The 15,294-nt window shown below is 72.8% G+C and carries 18 protein-coding genes and 1 tRNA gene; 11 read left to right on the forward strand and 8 right to left on the reverse strand.

Annotated features, from left to right (window positions below; genetic code table 11):
- The first annotated feature begins 26 nt into the window (after positions 1-26).
- Entirely contained in the window at positions 27-782 is a 756-nt protein-coding gene (fabI, locus tag L6241_RS00880) for an enoyl-ACP reductase FabI (RefSeq protein ID WP_368244392.1), read from the forward strand.
- A gap of 107 nt (positions 783-889) precedes the next feature.
- On the opposite strand, the gene serB is transcribed toward fabI, so the two are convergent.
- Complete coding sequence (gene serB, locus L6241_RS00885; protein ID WP_368245123.1) at positions 890-1,564, reverse strand: phosphoserine phosphatase SerB; 675 nt, start codon at positions 1,562-1,564, stop codon at positions 890-892.
- Between the two features lie 77 nt (positions 1,565-1,641).
- On the reverse strand, positions 1,642-2,892 hold the full coding sequence (gene glgC, locus L6241_RS00890; RefSeq protein WP_368244393.1) for a glucose-1-phosphate adenylyltransferase: 1,251 nt from the start codon (positions 2,890-2,892) through the stop codon (positions 1,642-1,644).
- A gap of 66 nt (positions 2,893-2,958) precedes the next feature.
- On the opposite strand from glgC, the gene glgA reads away from it, so the two are divergent.
- Entirely contained in the window at positions 2,959-4,149 is a 1,191-nt protein-coding gene (glgA, locus tag L6241_RS00895) for a glycogen synthase (protein WP_368244394.1), read from the forward strand.
- 13 nt (positions 4,150-4,162) lie between these two features.
- On the opposite strand, the gene L6241_RS00900 is transcribed toward glgA, so the two are convergent.
- Entirely contained in the window at positions 4,163-4,909 is a 747-nt protein-coding gene (locus L6241_RS00900; protein WP_368244395.1) for a hypothetical protein, read from the reverse strand.
- 30 nt (positions 4,910-4,939) lie between these two features.
- On the opposite strand from L6241_RS00900, the gene L6241_RS00905 reads away from it, so the two are divergent.
- From L6241_RS00905 to L6241_RS00930, 6 genes are all read left to right on the forward strand, one after another.
- The gene (locus L6241_RS00905) at positions 4,940-5,725 is read left to right on the forward strand and encodes an ABC transporter ATP-binding protein (protein WP_191564882.1); all 786 of its coding nucleotides are present in this window, start codon (positions 4,940-4,942) and stop codon (positions 5,723-5,725) included.
- A gap of 40 nt (positions 5,726-5,765) precedes the next feature.
- Positions 5,766-6,218 (forward strand): NfeD family protein, encoded by a 453-nt coding sequence (locus L6241_RS00910; RefSeq protein ID WP_123091738.1) that lies wholly within the window; start codon positions 5,766-5,768, stop codon positions 6,216-6,218.
- A 61-nt stretch (positions 6,219-6,279) separates the two neighbouring features.
- Entirely contained in the window at positions 6,280-7,542 is a 1,263-nt protein-coding gene (locus L6241_RS00915) for an SPFH domain-containing protein (protein ID WP_368244396.1), read from the forward strand.
- Positions 7,543-7,603: 61 nt separating this feature from the next.
- Positions 7,604-8,374 (forward strand): sulfite exporter TauE/SafE family protein, encoded by a 771-nt coding sequence (locus L6241_RS00920; RefSeq protein ID WP_368244397.1) that lies wholly within the window; start codon positions 7,604-7,606, stop codon positions 8,372-8,374.
- Between the two features lie 13 nt (positions 8,375-8,387).
- The gene (locus L6241_RS00925; protein ID WP_368244398.1) at positions 8,388-9,101 is read left to right on the forward strand and encodes a TSUP family transporter; all 714 of its coding nucleotides are present in this window, start codon (positions 8,388-8,390) and stop codon (positions 9,099-9,101) included.
- A 9-nt stretch (positions 9,102-9,110) separates the two neighbouring features.
- Positions 9,111-9,917: a TrmH family RNA methyltransferase gene (locus L6241_RS00930; RefSeq protein ID WP_368244399.1), complete on the forward strand. Its 807-nt coding sequence runs from the start codon at positions 9,111-9,113 to the stop codon at positions 9,915-9,917.
- A gap of 141 nt (positions 9,918-10,058) precedes the next feature.
- Here L6241_RS00930 and L6241_RS00935 read toward each other — a convergent pair whose 3' ends face one another.
- The 3 genes from L6241_RS00935 to L6241_RS00945 are packed head-to-tail and all read right to left on the reverse strand — an operon-like array spanning position 10,059 to position 11,820.
- Positions 10,059-10,619 carry a YbhB/YbcL family Raf kinase inhibitor-like protein gene (locus L6241_RS00935; protein WP_368244400.1) on the reverse strand — a complete coding sequence of 187 codons (561 nt, stop codon included), beginning with the start codon at positions 10,617-10,619 and terminating at the stop codon, positions 10,059-10,061.
- 50 nt (positions 10,620-10,669) lie between these two features.
- Complete coding sequence (locus L6241_RS00940; RefSeq protein WP_368244401.1) at positions 10,670-11,050, reverse strand: DUF3037 domain-containing protein; 381 nt, start codon at positions 11,048-11,050, stop codon at positions 10,670-10,672.
- The gene (locus L6241_RS00945) at positions 11,047-11,820 is read right to left on the reverse strand and encodes a HipA family kinase (RefSeq protein ID WP_368244402.1); all 774 of its coding nucleotides are present in this window, start codon (positions 11,818-11,820) and stop codon (positions 11,047-11,049) included. The genes L6241_RS00940 and L6241_RS00945 overlap by 4 nt, the downstream gene beginning before the upstream one ends.
- A 141-nt stretch (positions 11,821-11,961) precedes the next feature.
- Here L6241_RS00945 and L6241_RS00950 point away from each other — a divergent pair.
- Positions 11,962-12,047, forward strand: a tRNA-Leu gene (locus tag L6241_RS00950).
- Between the two features lie 69 nt (positions 12,048-12,116).
- Here the strand turns inward: L6241_RS00950 and L6241_RS00955 are convergent.
- Positions 12,117-13,253 carry a serine hydrolase domain-containing protein gene (locus L6241_RS00955; protein WP_368244403.1) on the reverse strand — a complete coding sequence of 379 codons (1,137 nt, stop codon included), beginning with the start codon at positions 13,251-13,253 and terminating at the stop codon, positions 12,117-12,119.
- Positions 13,254-13,400: 147 nt separating this feature from the next.
- On the opposite strand from L6241_RS00955, the gene L6241_RS00960 reads away from it, so the two are divergent.
- Positions 13,401-14,723, forward strand: coding sequence for a M20/M25/M40 family metallo-hydrolase (locus tag L6241_RS00960; protein WP_368244404.1), 1,323 nt, complete (start codon positions 13,401-13,403; stop codon positions 14,721-14,723).
- Here L6241_RS00960 and L6241_RS00965 read toward each other — a convergent pair.
- Positions 14,707-14,919 (reverse strand): DUF5703 family protein, encoded by a 213-nt coding sequence (locus L6241_RS00965; protein WP_123091748.1) that lies wholly within the window; start codon positions 14,917-14,919, stop codon positions 14,707-14,709. The two genes, L6241_RS00960 and L6241_RS00965, sit on opposite strands and share 17 nt — an antisense overlap.
- 37 nt (positions 14,920-14,956) lie before the next feature.
- Here L6241_RS00965 and L6241_RS00970 point away from each other — a divergent pair, with 37 nt between their 5' ends.
- Positions 14,957-15,289: a primosomal protein gene (locus L6241_RS00970; protein ID WP_368244405.1), complete on the forward strand. Its 333-nt coding sequence runs from the start codon at positions 14,957-14,959 to the stop codon at positions 15,287-15,289.
- Positions 15,290-15,294 lie beyond the last annotated feature (5 nt).

The following is a 15,294-nucleotide window of genomic DNA, read 5'->3' on the forward strand; positions in this document are numbered from 1 at the left end:
CGATCACCCCCTGCGAAAGGCGCACCATGCTCACCGGCAAGACCTTCCTCATCACCGGCGTCCTCATGGAGTCCTCCATCGCCTTCCACGTCGCGATGATCGCGCAGGAGCAGGGGGCGAAGGTCATCCTCACGAGCTTCGGGCGCACGATGCGCATCACCCAGACCATCGCGCGGCGCCTGCCCGAGACCGCGCCGGTGATCGAGCTCGACGTCACCGACCAGGAGCACCTCGACAGCCTCGCCGAGCGCCTCGGCGAGCACTGCGAGCAGCTCGACGGGGTGCTGCACTCGATCGGCTTCGCGCCCGAAGGTGCCTTCAACTTCCTCGAGGCCGGGTGGGAGGACGTGAGCACGGCGCTGCACGTCTCCGCCTACTCGCTCAAGGCGCTCGCCGTCGCGGCGCTGCCGCGGATGAGCGCGGGCGGCTCGGTCGTCGGGCTCACCTTCGACGCCTCCTTCGCCTGGCCGGTCTACGACTGGATGGGCGTCGCGAAGGCGGCCTTCGAGTCGACCAACCGCTACCTCGCGCGTGACCTCGGCCCGAAGGGCGTGCGCTGCAACCTCGTCGCCGCCGGGCCGATCCGCACGACCGCCGCGAAGTCGATCCCCGGCTTCGAGCAGTTCGAGGAGAGCTGGGACAGCCGTGCGCCGCTCGGCTGGGACGTCGGCGACCCGGTGCCCACCGCCCGCGCGTGCGTCGCGATGCTCTCCGACTGGTTCCCCGCGACGACGGGCGAGATCCTCCACGTCGACGGCGGCGTCCACGCGATGGGTCTGTAGCCCCCGCGCGAGACCTCAGCTTTCCCGCCCAGGGCGGGAACGTGCGACCTCGGGAAGGAACATTTCTTTCCCGAGGTCGAGCTTTCCCGCCCTGGGCGGGAAAGTGATCAGACCCGGCGAAGGGGGAGGGGGCCCTCGTCGTCGGGGGACCGCTCTGCGGTGAGACCGAGGGCATCCAGGACGAGGGCGAGGTCGGGCTCGTCGACCCGCACGTCGGCGGCGTCGCGCAGCGCCGGCTTGGCGCAGAAGGCCACGCCGGTGCCCGCCGCCGCGATCATGTCGAGGTCGTTGGCCCCGTCGCCCACGGCGACCGTGCGCTCGAGCGGCACGCCCGAGGCGGCGGCGAGCTCGCGCAGGAAGTCGGCCTTGGCCTCCCGGTCGACGACCGGGCCGTCGACGCGGCCGGTGAGGCGGCCCCCTTCGACATCGAGCCGGTTGGCCCGCACGTGCTCGATGCCCAGGGCCGCGGCGAGCGGCTCGACGACCTCGACGAAGCCACCGGACACCAGCCCCACGGGCCAGCCGCGCTCGCGGAAGGCGCCGACGAGGGTGCGGGCACCCGGGGTGAGCGGGACGGCGGCCCGCACGTCGTCGAGGACCGAGACCGGCAGGCCGGCGAGGGTCGCGACCCGGGCGTGCAGGCTCTGCGCGAAGTCGAGCTCGCCGCGCATCGCTGCCTCGGTCACCGCGGCGACCTCGTCACGCGTGCCGGCGTGCTCGGCGACGAGCTCGATGACCTCGGCCTGGATGAGGGTGGAGTCGACGTCCATGACGAGCAGCATCGGGGCGGTGGTGTCCACGAGCGGCGACGCTAGCCGAGCCGCCGCACGCGCCGACCGCCCGTCCGCGGCCCGGACCGTCAGGGCGTGACGACCTGACCCTTGCCGACGACCGTGAGCCCGCTCTCGGTGACGACGAAGCCGCGTGCCTCGTCGTGCTCGCGGTCGACACCGATCGTCGTGCCCTCGGGGATCGTCACGTCCTTGTCGACGATGACCCGCTGGAGCTGCACGTGCCGGCCGACGTCGACCCGGTCGAGCAGCACCGAGTCCTCGACGGTCGTGTAGCTGTGCAGGTGCACCTGCGGCGACAGGATCGAGTTGTTGACCCGGGCCCCGGAGACGACGACGCCGGGGGCGACGCAGCTGTTGAGCGCCTCGCCGAAGCGGCCCTGGTCGCCGTGGACGAACTTCGCCGGCGGGTGGGGCTGCTGGTGGGTGTAGATCGGCCAGTCGTAGTTGTAGAGGTTGAAGATCGGGTGGATCGACGTGAGGTCCATGTGGGCCTCGTAGTAGCTGTCCAGCGTGCCGACGTCACGCCAGTAGGCGCGGTCTCTGTCGGTCGCGCCGGGCACCTCGTTGGCGTTGAAGTCGTAGGCGTACGCGTCCTGTCGGCTGACGAAGTCGGGGACGATGTCGCCGCCCATGTCGTGCTTGCTGCCCTCCACGGTGTCGTCGCGCGTCACCGCGTCGACGAGCGCATCCGTGGTGAAGACGTAGTTGCCCATCGACGCGTAGACCTCGCCGGGGGAGTCCGGCAGGCCGATCGCGTCGGTCGGCTTCTCGCGGAAGGCCGAGATGCGCGTCGGGTCCGCCGCGTCGACCTCGATGACGCCGAACTGGTCGCTGAGCCCGATCGGCTGACGGATCGCCGCGACGGTGCACCCGGCGCCGCTGTCGAGGTGCTGCTCGACCATCTGCGAGAAGTCCATGCGGTAGACGTGGTCGGCCCCGACGACGACGACGATGTCGGGCCGCTCGTCACGGATCGCGTTGAGCGACTGGTAGATCGCGTTGGCGCTGCCCGTGTACCAGGACTTGTCGAGACGCTGCTGCGCCGGGATCGCCGCGACATAGTTGCCGAGCATCGTCGACATCCGCCAGGCCTGGGAGACGTGCCGGTCGAGGCTGTGCGACTTGTACTGCGTGAGCACGACGACCTGGCGGTAGCCGGAGTTGATGACGTTGCTCAGGGCGAAGTCGATGAGGCGGTAGTTGCCGCCGAAGGGGACGGCCGGCTTGGCCCGGTCGGCGGTGAGCGGCATGAGCCGCTTGCCCTCACCGCCGGCGAGGACGATGACGAGGACCTTCGGTGCTCCGCGGCGAGACATACCGGCTCCCTTGTCTGGGTGTGGGCTCGGGTGACGAACCTATCGCCTTCGCCCTACGGTGGGCACGTGCGCGTCGACATCTTGAGCAAGGAGTACCCGCCGGCGATCTACGGGGGAGCCGGTGTGCACGTCGCCGAGCTCACCCGCGCCCTGCGGGGGCGGGGTGACCTCGACGTCCAGGTGCGCTGCTTCGGCGACCCGAGGGACGAAGGGGGGACCACCGGCTACCCGGACCTCGCCGAGCTCTCGGGGGCGAACCCCGCGCTGCAGACGATGGGCGTCGACCTCACGATGGCCCAGGACTGCGCCGGCGCCGACCTCGTGCACTCGCACACCTGGTACGCCAACCTCGGCGGTCATCTCGCGAGCCTGCTCCACGGGGTGCCCCACGTCGTGAGCGCCCACAGCCTCGAGCCGCTACGGCCGTGGAAGGCCGAGCAGCTCGGGGGCGGCTACGCGCTCAGCTCGTGGGTCGAGCGCACCGCCTACGAGTCCGCCGCCGCGATCGTCGCCGTGAGCCACGGGATGCGGGCCGACATCCTGCGCTCCTACCCCCAGGTCGATCCCGACCGGGTGCGGGTGGTGCACAACGGCATCGACGCCGAGCAGTGGCAGCCCCGCGCCGACGAGTCGGTGCTCGCCCGGCACGGGATCGACCCGGCGCGCCCGAGCGTCGTCTTCGTCGGGCGGATCACCCGGCAGAAGGGCCTGCCCCACCTGCTGCGCGCCGCCCGTCTGCTGCCGCCCGAGGTCCAGCTCGTCCTGTGCGCCGGAGCGCCCGACACCCCCGAGATCCAGGCCGAGGTCGAGGGCCTCATCGCCGAGCTGCGCGAGGTGCGCGACGGCGTCGTGTGGATCGCCGAGATGCTCCCGCGTCACGAGGTCGTCGCCGTCCTCACCTCCGGCACCGTCTTCGTCTGCCCGTCGGTCTACGAGCCCCTCGGGATCGTCAACCTCGAGGCGATGGCCTGCGGCCTGCCCGTCGTCGGCACGGCGACCGGGGGCATCCCCGAGGTCGTCGCCGACGGCACGACGGGGTGGCTCGTGCCCATCGAGCAGGTCCAGGACGGCACCGGCACCCCGGTCGACCCGGACGGCTTCGTGCATGACCTCGCGGCGGCTCTCACCGACGCGGTGAGCGACCCCGAGCGCGCGCGTCAGCGCGGCGAGGCGGGCCGTCGGCGTGCGGTCGAGGAGTTCTCCTGGGGCAGCATCGCCGAGCGCACCCTCGAGGTGTACGCCTCGGTCCTGCGCTAGGGCCGCTCGGGCGTCAGCGGGCGGGGACCCAGCCGGCGAGCTGGGCGCACGCGGCGTTCGTCGCGTCCGCGAGCAGCCGGTCGGCACCGCGTGCCAGCGCGAGCAGCGTCGCGTCTCGGTCGGCCGCGGTCCGCGCGTCGATCGCACCGGAGTGCTCAGAGCCGATCCGGGCGGCGGCCCCCACGGTGCCCGCGAGCGTGATGACCCGGTAGGCCCGGTCGTCGAGCGCGTCGGGCAGGCCCCACGCGCCGCCGAGCCGGTTGTCGGCGATCTCGCGCGCGAGGGAGTCGGCGAAGGGCTGCCCGCCCACCCGCTCGAGGTCGTCGCGGGCGGTCGTCACGAGCTCGAGCAGGTCGCGCTCGAGCTGACGGTGCGAGAGGGCCTCGACCCGGTGCACCGGCACCGGCTCGGCGTCGAAGGCGTGCCAGTCGACCCGTCGGCCGGACGACCCGTACGTCGAGTGCTCGGGGACGAGCACGCCGCCGATGCCCGCGACGTAGAGCGCCTCGCCGGCCTCGACGGCGGCGTCGCGTGCCTCGTCGTCGGTCCGGGGGAGCGAGGCGACGTGACCGGCGCTGGGCAGCGCCACGAGGACCGCTCCCTCGCCGAGGTCGCGCCACAGGGTGAGCCGGTCGAGCAGGCCCGCGACGTGGTCGACGTCGGGCAGGGCCCGGGGGGCGACGCCGGCGAGGTCGCCGCCGCTGCCGATGACGACCGTCGCCCAGAGGGCGACGCGCACACTGCCGGGGAGCTCGAACACCTGCGCATCGTAGGCAGATAGGGTCAGGTCATGAGTGATGTCCTCGCCTTCGCCGGAGTAGGGGTGCGCCGTGGTCGCACCGATCTGCTCGACGGGGTCGACTGGGAGGTCGAGGAGGGCCAGCGCTGGGTCGTCCTCGGACCCAACGGCGCCGGCAAGACCACGCTGCTCCAGCTCGCCGCCGGCCGCATCCACCCGACGACCGGTGTCGCCGGTGTCCTCGGGGAGGTCCTCGGCGCGGTCGACGTCTTCGAGCTGCGGCCCCGCATCGGTCTCGCGTCGTCAGCGCTCGCCTCGGCGATCCCGCCCCAGGAGCTCGTCCGCGACGTCGTCGTCACGGCGTCGTGGGGCGTCACCGGGCGCTGGCGCGAGGAGTACCACGAGCTCGACCACGAGCGCGCGACCGAGCTGCTCGACGCGCTCGGCGCGGCCCACCTCGCGCAGCGCACCTTCGGCACCCTGTCGGAGGGGGAGCGCAAGCGGGTCCAGATCGCCCGCGCGCTCATGACCGACCCCGAGCTCATGCTCCTCGACGAGCCCGCCGCGGGCCTCGACCTCGGCGGTCGTGAGGATCTCGTCGCCCGGCTCGGCGCCATCGCCGAGGACCTCGCGTCGCCGGCCCTCGTCATGGTGACCCACCACGTCGAGGAGATCCCGCCGCACTTCACCGACATCCTCCTGCTGCGCGAGGGCCAGGTCGTCGCGCAGGGTCCGATCGAGATCACCCTCACCGCGCAGAACCTCACCGACACCTTCGGCCTGCCGCTCGAGCTCGAGCAGCACGGCGAGCGATGGGCCGCCCGAGCACGACGATGACCGCGCCGGTCCTGGCCGGGGCAGACGAGAGGACGCTGACATGGAATGGTTGAGCGACAACCTGTGGCTGGCCTGGATCGCGCTGGCGATGATCTTCGTCGCCGTCGAGGCGGCCACCGCCGACTTCGTCTTCATCATGCTCGCCGGGGGCGCCCTCGCCGGCGCGCTCGCCGCCGGCTCCGGGGTGGTCTTCTCCCTCCAGGTCGTCCTCGCGGTCCTCGTGGCCATGCTGCTCATCGGGCTCGTCCGGCCCCTCGTCAAGCGCCAGTTCGCGACGTCCGAGGCCTCCGGGTCCATCGGGTCCGCGGCGCTGCAGGGGAGGCTCGCCCGAGTCATCGAGACCGTGACCGAGACCGACGGCCGCGTCAAGCTCGCCGGCGAGGTGTGGAGCGCGCGGGTCCCCGACGGCGCTCCCGCCTGCGAGCCCGGCGAGGAGGTCCGAGTCCTGCAGATCGACGGCGCCACCGTCGTCGTCACCAACCAGCCCGCCTGACGGGCACCGCAGGGGGACCCGGTCACCGCCGGGGCCACCCACCCCACCCAAAGGACACGACATGGAGAGCATCCCCATCCTCGTCTTCCTGGCCGCGCTCGTCGCCTTCGCGCTGGTCATCCTCTTCAAGACCGTGCGCATCGTGCCGCAGCAGACGGCGCTCATCATCGAGCGGCTGGGTCGCTACTCGCGCACCCTCGAGGGCGGCATCCACATCCTCGTGCCCTTCGTCGACAAGGTCCGCGCGAACATCGACCTGCGCGAGCAGGTCGTCAGCTTCCCGCCGCAGCCGGTCATCACGAGCGACAACCTCGTCGTCAACATCGACACCGTCATCTACTACACGGTCATCGACGCCAAGAGCGCGGTGTACGAGATCGCCAACTTCATCCAGGGCATCGAGCAGCTGACGGTGACCACCCTGCGCAACGTCATCGGCTCGCTCGACCTCGAGCAGACGCTCACCTCGCGCGACCAGATCAACGGCCAGCTCCGTGGCGCCCTCGACGAGGCGACCGGGCGCTGGGGCATCCGCGTCAACCGCGTCGAGCTCAAGGCGATCGACCCGCCGATGTCGATCCAGGAGTCGATGGAGAAGCAGATGAAGGCCGAGCGCGACCGCCGCGCGGCCATCCTCAACGCCGAGGGCACGAAGCAGTCGGCGATCCTCACCGCCGAGGGCGAGAAGCAGAGCCAGATCCTGCGCGCCGAGGGCTCGGCCCAGGCCCGCATCCTCGAGGCCCAGGGACAGGCCCGCGCCATCCAGCAGGTCTTCGACGCGATCCACCGCGGCAAGCCGACGCAGAAGCTGCTCGCCTACCAGTACCTCCAAGTCCTGCCGCAGATCGCGCGCGGCGACAGCAACAAGATGTGGATCATCCCCTCGGAGGTCACCGACGCCCTCAAGGCGATGGGCGGCATGCTCGGCGGCGGCGCGGCCCCCGGCAGCGACGGCGGGCTGGACGACGAGCCCTTCGTCGAGGTCGACGGGCCCGAGGACAACGCCTTCGCCGAGACCGCGCTCGAGGACCCGGCCGAGGCCCTCAAGGAGGCCCGCGGCCAGGCCGGGCAGGCCAGCCGCGAGGCGAGCGAGCACGCGACGCCCGCCAGCCGGGTGCAGCCCTCGAGCGGTCAGGGCCAGGGCGTGCGGCTGCCGCAGCCCCGTCCGGCGAGCGAGGACGCGACGGGCGCAGGTGCACCGGCCGAGAGCGACGCGACGGCGCCGGCGAGCCCGCCGCCCCCGGTCGCCCCGGAGCCCCCGGAGTCCGAGGGCCCGCCCACCGGACCGGCCGGGCCCCCGTCGCCGGGGCGTCCCCCGCTCTGAGCGACACCCCTTCGCCCCACCCCGTGCCGACGACACCCGGGCAGCCACCTAGGCTGTCCGGGTGTCGTGGTGGGAGGTGCTGCTCGTCGTCCTCGCGGGCGTCTGGGCCGGGGGGATCAACACCGTCGTCGGCTCCGGGACGCTCGTGACCTTCCCGACGCTGCTCGCCATGGGCGTGCCGCCCGTCACCGCCAACGTCTCGAACTCCATCGGCCTCGTCGCCGGGGGCATCACCGGCACGTGGGGCTACCTGCCCGAGCTGCGCGGGGCGAAGAGGCTCGTCCTGCGCCTCGTGCCGATGTCGCTCCTCGGTGCCGTCATCGGGGCCCTGCTGCTGCTGTGGCTGCCCGCGGAGGCCTTCGAGACCATCGTGCCGGTCCTCATCGGGATCGGCCTGCTGCTCGTGATCTTCGGCCCGCGCATGCAGCGCTGGGCCGCCCGCCAGCACCACGACGGCGTCGAGCCGCGCTGGCAGGTCGTCGCCCTCATGTCCGGGGTCCTCGTCGCCGGGGTGTACGGCGGCTACTTCGGTGCGGCCCAGGGCGTCATCCTCATCGGCCTGCTCAGCTCGCTGAGCCCCGAGCCGCTGCAACGGCTCAACGGCGTGAAGAACGCCCTGGGCACGGTCGTCAACGCCGTCGGCTCGCTCGTCTTCGTCGTCGTCTCGCCCGAGCTCGTCTCGTGGACGATCGTCCTCGCGGTGGGCTGCGGCGCCCTCGTCGGCGGGCTCGTCGGGGCGCAGGTCGGGCGGCGCCTGCCGCCCGTCGTCCTGCGCTCGGTCATCGTCGTCATCGGGGTCGTCGGCATCGTCAAGATGGTCTTCTTCCCGTGACGACCGCCCCCTCGTGACGACGACGCTCCTGCTCGGCGTCGTCGTGCTCGTGGGCTCCTTCGTCCAGGCCAGCCTGGGCTTCGGGATCGCGGTGGTCGCCGCCCCCTTCGTCGTCCTGCTCGAGCCCGAGCTCATGCCGGCCTCGCTCCTCGTGCTCGGTCTCGTCCTGCCGCTCCTGCAGCTGCTCTCGGGCCCGCGCGACGTCGACCGACGACTTCTCGGCTGGGCCCTGGGCGGGCGGCTCGCGCTCACCCCGGTCGGGGCCTGGCTCGTCCATGTCCTGCCCACGCGCGGCATCGCCGTCGCCGTCGGCCTGCTCGTGCTCGTCTCGACGGTGCTGAGCATCCGCACGGTCGAGACGACCGCCCGGCCCTCGAGCGCGCTCGGGGCCGGGGCCATCACCGGTGTCTCCGGCACGGCCGCCTCGATCGGCGGGCCCTTCCTCGCGATCGTCCTCCAGCACGAGGACCCCGTACGGATCCGCTCGACGCTGTCGGCCTTCTTCGTCGTCGGCTCGTCGGCCTCCCTGCTCTCGCTCGCCGTGAGCGGCCAGGTGACCCGCGAGCAGATGACGACCTCGGCCGTGTGGGTCCCCTTCGTCGTCGCGGGCATGCTCCTCGCCCGGCCGGTCCAGGACCGCCTGCCGCGCACGGCGATGCGCCACGGAGTCCTCGCGCTGTGCGTCCTCTCCAGCGTCGTCGTCACCGGCCGCGCGCTGCTCACCTAGGCTCGCGCCGTGCCCGAGACGATCACCGACCCCGCCGACCCGCGCCTGCGCGACTACGTCGGACTCACCGACGTCGCGCTGCGCCGCGTCCTCGAGCCCGAGGGCGGTCTCTACCTCGCCGAGTCCGAGAAGGTCATCCGGCGCTCGCTCGCCGCCGGCCACCGCCCGCGCTCGCTGCTCATGTCGCCGCGCTGGCTCGACGACCTCGCCGACGTCGTCGCCGCGTGCGAGGAGGACGGGGTGCCGGTGTACGTCGGCGAGCCCGAGGTCGTCGAGGGCATCACCGGCTTCAACCTCCATCGCGGCGCGCTCGCCTCGATGCACCGGCCCGACCTGCCCTCCGTCGCCGAGGTCTGCCGCGACGCCCGCCGGGTGCTCGTCCTCGAGGACCTGGTCGACCACACGAACGTCGGCGCCGTCTTCCGCTCCGCCGCCGCCCTCGGGGTCGACGCGGTGCTCGCCACCCCGCGCTGCGCCGACCCGCTCTACCGGCGCTCCGTGCGCGTGTCGATGGGCACGGTCTTCCAGGTGCCGTGGACCCGGCTCGCGCAGTGGCCGGCGGACGTCGGCGCTCTGCAGGAGCTGGGGCTCGTCGTCGCCGCGCTCGCGCTCGCTGACGACGCCGTCTCGCTCGACGACCTCGCCGCCGACCCGCCGGACCGGCTGGCGCTCGTCGTCGGCACCGAGGGCGACGGGCTCTCGCGGCGCACGCTCGCGCAGGCCGACCTCACCGTGACGATCCCGATGCGCGGGGGAGTGGACTCGCTCAACGCCGCGGCGGCCAGCGCCGTCGCCGCGTGGGCCCTGCGCACCTGAGCGAGCCGACCCCCCTTCGCCCCGCCGTGCACGCCCCCTCGCTCCGACAAAACCCTGCCAGCAGGGTTTTGACGAGCCAGGACCCCTTCGACAGGGTCCTGGCTCGTCGAAGGGCAGCCAGCAGGGTTTCGAAGGGGGAGGTCAGGCGGGGGTCTGGTAGGTCCCGGTGACGACGGCGCGGGCGATGGTCGCGCCGAGGTAGTTGAAGGCGGCCACGGTGCACGTCACCGAGTCGTCGACGGGCAGGGCGTCGGGCTCGACGTCGAGGGCGTGCACCGCGAAGACGTAGCGGTGGGGGCGGTCGCCGGCCGGCGGGGCGGCACCGCCGAAGGCCTTCGTGCCGTAGTCGGTCGCCGTCATGAAGGCGCCGGCGGGCAGGCCCGACCCACCCTCGGCGCCCGCGTCCTCGGCGAGCTCGGTGACATCGGCCGGGATGCCGAGCACGGTCCAGTGCCAGAAGCCCGCGGGCGTCGGCGCGTCGGGGTCGAAGCAGGAGACGGCGTAGCTCTTCGTGCCCTCCGGGGCGCCGGACCACGCGAGGTGCGGGCTGCGGTTGCCGCCCTCGAAGCCCCAGTCGTCGAAGACCTGCGCCTCGGGCAGCGCCTGCCCGTCGGCGAAGGTGTCGCTGCGCACCTCGAAGGAGGGCACCTGCGGCAGGAGGTCGTAGGGCTCGGGGGCGGTGGGGCGGGAGTCGAGATCCATGCGCCCGACCCTAGGACGCGAGGACCCCGTCGGGGCCGGTCGCGGGCACCTCAGCGCACGAGCTCCTCGAGCAGCCGCTCGAGCTCGGCGGCGGGGTCCTGCGTGAGCCCGCCGTGCACCGGTCCCGGTCGCACGACGGTCGAGCGCGGGGCGCTGATCCACCCGAAGCGTCGCCCGTCGCCGTCGAGGTCGGGCCGCCCGCCACCGGTGCGGCCGAGGGCGACGTCGCAGACGACCTCGAGCGCCGCGTGCACCGCGGCGACGTCGAGATCGGGCCACAGGGCATGCAGCCGCTCCTCGTCGAGGGCGAAGGCGGCGCGCAGGTAGTCGTGCCCCTGGCTGCGCAGCACGACGCCGACGTTGACGAACTCCTCGCGCTCGGCTCGCGGCACGCAGCGCAGCACGACGTACTGGTAGGTCTGCAGGGTCATCGGGACGCTCCCGGCAACCAGGCGTCGGGGGAGGCGAGGCGCTGGACGAGGTGGCGCACGTACTCGTCGCGGATCGCCTGCGTCGTCGGCAGGTGCTCGCCTGGGGTGAGCCACTCGTCGGGGACGAGGTCGACGATGTCGGTCAGCCGCTGCGGGGTGAGCACGGCGCAGGCCCGCTCGTGCACCTCGCCGAGGTCACCGGCGAGGTCGCGCAGGACGTGGGTCGACGCGTCGAAGGGCTGGGCGGCGAAGCGATCCGCGCTCGGTGCCTTACGTGCCCACGCGTGGTGGAACCACAGCGCCGCACCGTGGTCGATGGCCCACACCTGGCCACCCCACCGCAGGAGGTTGGGGTTCGCCCACGTGCGGTCGACGTTCGAGGTGCAGGCGTCCAGCCACAGGACGAGCGCGGCGACCTCGGGGTCCGCGGGCTGCGAGCCGTCGTAGCCGAAGGCACCCGGCAGGTAGTCCATCCCGAGGTTGAGCCCGACCGACGCGGTGAGCAGGTCCTGGACCTCCTCGTCGGCCTCGAAGCGGGCGATCTCGCCGGACAGGTCGACCTCGACGAGCTCGGGGACGGCGACGCCGAGCGCCCGCCCCATCTCGCCGACGAGCACCTCGGCGACGAGCACCGGCAGGCCCTGACCGGCGCCACGCATCTTCACGACGTACATGCCCAGGTCGTCGGCCTCGACGAGGCCGGGCATGGATCCCCCTTCGCGCAGGGGGACGGCGTACCGGGTGGCACGGACGTGGCGAAGGGGGGTCACGGCGGCAGCCTACGGCCCGCGCCGAGGACCTCCGGCGGCTCGAGCACGCCTACGGCGAACCCGATTTCGGTCCGCGTCGCACCCGGTGTAGAGTCCTCGACGTTGCCCCGGTGGTCCCCCAGACCGCCGGATGCACCACTCGTCCGGGTGGCGGAATTGGCAGACGCGCTAGCTTGAGGTGCTAGTGCCCGTATTAGGGCATGGGGGTTCAAGTCCCCCCTCGGACACAGGTCGACCAGCACTGGTCGACGAAGGGCGGACCCGGTCGGGTCCGCCCTTCGTCGTCCCCGCGCCGGTCAGCCGACGGCGTCGAGGACCTCGGTGAGGTAGCGCGCCGCCCGGTCCGAGCCGACGATCCCCGGCGCCATCTTGTTCATGACGTACGAGACGGTGAGGGAGCGCTCGGGGAACATCACCGTCATCGACCCGCCCCAGCCGCCCCAGAAGCAGACGCGGCCGTCGGGGATGTAGGGCACGGTCTGCGGCTCGGGCAGCGCGAAGCCGATGCCGAAGCGCAGCGGGACGCCGAGGACGAGGTCGACGCCGCGGGACTGCTCGCGGAAGATCTGCTCGATCGTCTCCGGCGAGAGCAGCCGCACGTCGTCGACCGCACCCCCGCGCGAGATCACGGAGAAGGTGCGGGCGAGCGCCCGGGCGTTCGTGTGGGCGTTGAGCGCCCCGAGCTCGGCCCGGCGCCAGGGGATGGTGTTCGCCGCGGCCGCGCTGGCGACCGGTCCGGTGAAGGTGCGCACCATGGGGGAGTCGGCGGGGACCTGGCTGAGGCCCATCGGCAGCGGGGGAGGCGGCACGATCTCGGCGACCCGGTCGTCGTCGCGCTCCGTGGCGCCGATCTGCAGGTCGACGCCGAGCGGTCCGGCGATCTCCTCGGCGACGAGCTGCGTCAGCGTGCGCCCGCTGGTCCTGCGGATGATCTCGCCGAGGAGGTGCCCCTGGTTCTGGGCGTGGTAGCCCGAGGCCGTCCCGGGCTCCCACCACGGGGCCTGGGCCGCCAGCCGTGCCGTCGCGGTCTCGCGGTCGTACATGTCCTCGAGCACGAAGGGCTGGTCCCAGCCCGAGACGCCCGACGTGTGCGACATGACGTGGCGCACGAGCACGCCCTCCTTGCCGTTCGCGGCGAACTCGGGCCAGTACGTCGCGACCGGCGCGTCGAGGTCGACGAGACCGCGCTCGACGAGCAGGAGGACGGCGAGCGCCGTGACCTCCTTCGTCGTCGACCAGACGTTGACGATCGTGTCGCGCTCCCACGGGCGGGTGCGGGCGACATCGGCGTGCCCGCCCCAGATGTCGGCGAGGGTCTCGCCGTCGAGGTCGACGCTGATCGCGGCGCCGAGCTCCTCGCCCGAGTCGACCATGGCTGCGAGGGCGTCGCGCAGGCCCGTCAGGCGTGGGTCGGTGTGCCCGTGGATGGTCATGAGATCTCCTTCTCGTCAGCCGGTCCGCGCGCCGCCGGGGCCGCTCGTGCGGACGGCTGCGTCGCCTGCTCGCGACGCTAGCGCCTCGCTACCCGTCGGTCACGAGCTTCCGGCGGGCTCGTCCCGCCCGGCCCCTAGGGTGGGTCCATGGAGATCAGCGCGCCGCAGGACGAGGTGGTCCGGCTCTGCCAGGACCTCATCCGGATCGACACGACGAACTACGGGCCCGACGGGGAGGGCCCGGGGGAGCGCGAGGCCGCCGACTACGTCGTGGAGCAGCTGCGCGAGGTGGGCTACGAGCCCCAGCTCTTCGAGTCGCAGCCCGGCCGCGCGAGCGTCGTGCTGCGCATCCCCGGCGCCGACCGGGAGCGCGGGGCGCTGTGCATCCACGGCCATCTCGACGTCGTGCCGGCGAACGCGCAGGACTGGTCCGTCGACCCCTTCGAAGGGGTCATCAAGGACGGCTGCGTCTGGGGCCGCGGCGCCGTCGACATGAAGGACATGGACGCGATGATCCTCGCGTGCGTGCGCCACCTCGCCCGGGCCGGCACCGTGCCGCCGCGCGACCTCGTCGTCGTCTTCTTCGCCGACGAGGAGGCCGGTGGGGTGCACGGCAGCCAGTGGCTGGTGCAGCACCACCCCGAGCTCTTCGAGGGCGTCACCGAGGCGATCAGCGAGGTCGGCGGCTACAGCGTCACCGTGCCGACGCCCGAGGGCGGCGACCGCCGGGCCTACCTGCTGCAGACCGCCGAGAAGGGCATCGTCTGGCTCCGGCTGCGCGCCTCGGGCCGGGCCGGCCACGGCTCGGTGCCCAACGACGACAACGCCGTGCTCCACCTCGCCCAGGCCCTCTCGCGCATCGCCGAGCACAAGTGGCCGCGCGAGTACATCGCCTCCGTGCGCGGTCTGCTCGACGGCCTGTCGGAGATCACCGGCACCGGGTACAGCGACGAGGACCTCGAGGAGCTCGTCGAGCACCTCGGCGGGGCCGCGGGCTTCGTGCGCGGGTCGCTCCAGGACACGGCGAACCCGACGATGCTCACCGCCGGGTACAAGCACAACGTCATCCCCCAGGAGGCCGTCGCCGCCGTCGACTGCCGCTTCCTGCCCGGGCACGAGGAGTCCCTCATGGCGACGATCGCCGAGCTCGCCGGCGACCGGGTCGTCGTCGAGGTCGAGCACCGCGACATCGCCCTGGACTCCCCCTTCGAGGGACCGCTCGTCGACGCGATGAAGGCCGCGCTGCTCGCCGAGGACCCCGAGGCGGCGATCCTGCCCTACTGCCTGTCCGGCGGCACGGACAACAAGGCGCTGTCGACGATGGGCATCACCGGCTACGGCTTCGCGCCGCTGCGCCTGCCCGCCGATCTCGACTTCGCGCCGATGTTCCACGGCATCGACGAGCGCGTGCCCACCGAGTCCCTGGAGTTCGGGGCGAAGGTCCTGCTGCGGCTCATCGAGACCTGCTGAGCCCCAGCGGGTCGTCGCGGCGCGGGACACGGATGATCTTGCGCCGCAGCCACGAGCGCTGCTGACCGCCGACGTAGCGCACCGTGCGGTGCAGCTCCCAGCGGCCGTACTCGGCGTGCTCGGCGAGCGCAGCGCGGATCTGCCCACGGGTGGTCTCGCGGGGGAAGCTGAGGACCTGGAACTCGTACTCGACCATCGTGCGCCATTCTCACCCCTGACGGTACGGTCGTGCGATGACCGCCGACCCGCGCGCCGCGCTGACCAAGCTCATCGCCACCTTCGAGCGGCACCTCGAGGCGTCCTCCGGTCGTAACGGCGAGGACGACCCGCGCGTGGTCGCCGCGTACGAGGACCTCGCCGACGCCTTCGAGGCCTACGACGACGCCCTCAACGAGGCCTACGGGGAGATGACCCCGCTCATCGTCGTCGACGACGCCGACCTCGACGACAGCGGCGACGAGGAGTACGACGACGACGAGGACGACGAGGGCTACTCCGGTCTCGACAACGAGGAGTACGACGACGAGGATAAGGCCGGCGACGAGCAGGCCCCCGGCCGTCGCTGACCCGG

The sequence above is a fragment of the Janibacter sp. Y6 genome (assembly GCF_040900765.1).
Lineage (GTDB): Bacteria > Actinomycetota > Actinomycetes > Actinomycetales > Dermatophilaceae > Marihabitans > Marihabitans melonis.

Bases quoted from the DNA above. Each gene is read 5' to 3' on its own strand.
- fabI (WP_368244392.1), top strand. From the start codon at position 27: ATGCTCACCGGCAAGACCTTCCTCATCACCGGCGTCCTCATGGAGTCC.
- serB (WP_368245123.1), bottom strand. From the start codon at position 1,564: ATGCTGCTCGTCATGGACGTCGACTCCACCCTCATCCAGGCCGAGGTC.
- glgC (WP_368244393.1), bottom strand. From the start codon at position 2,892: ATGTCTCGCCGCGGAGCACCGAAGGTCCTCGTCATCGTCCTCGCCGGC.
- L6241_RS00905 (WP_191564882.1), top strand. From the start codon at position 4,940: ATGAGTGATGTCCTCGCCTTCGCCGGAGTAGGGGTGCGCCGTGGTCGC.
- L6241_RS00910 (WP_123091738.1), top strand. From the start codon at position 5,766: ATGGAATGGTTGAGCGACAACCTGTGGCTGGCCTGGATCGCGCTGGCG.
- L6241_RS00915 (WP_368244396.1), top strand. From the start codon at position 6,280: ATGGAGAGCATCCCCATCCTCGTCTTCCTGGCCGCGCTCGTCGCCTTC.
- L6241_RS00935 (WP_368244400.1), bottom strand. From the start codon at position 10,619: ATGGATCTCGACTCCCGCCCCACCGCCCCCGAGCCCTACGACCTCCTG.
- L6241_RS00940 (WP_368244401.1), bottom strand. From the start codon at position 11,050: ATGACCCTGCAGACCTACCAGTACGTCGTGCTGCGCTGCGTGCCGCGA.
- L6241_RS00955 (WP_368244403.1), bottom strand. From the start codon at position 13,253: ATGACCATCCACGGGCACACCGACCCACGCCTGACGGGCCTGCGCGAC.
- L6241_RS00960 (WP_368244404.1), top strand. From the start codon at position 13,401: ATGGAGATCAGCGCGCCGCAGGACGAGGTGGTCCGGCTCTGCCAGGAC.
- L6241_RS00965 (WP_123091748.1), bottom strand. From the start codon at position 14,919: ATGGTCGAGTACGAGTTCCAGGTCCTCAGCTTCCCCCGCGAGACCACC.
- L6241_RS00970 (WP_368244405.1), top strand. From the start codon at position 14,957: ATGACCGCCGACCCGCGCGCCGCGCTGACCAAGCTCATCGCCACCTTC.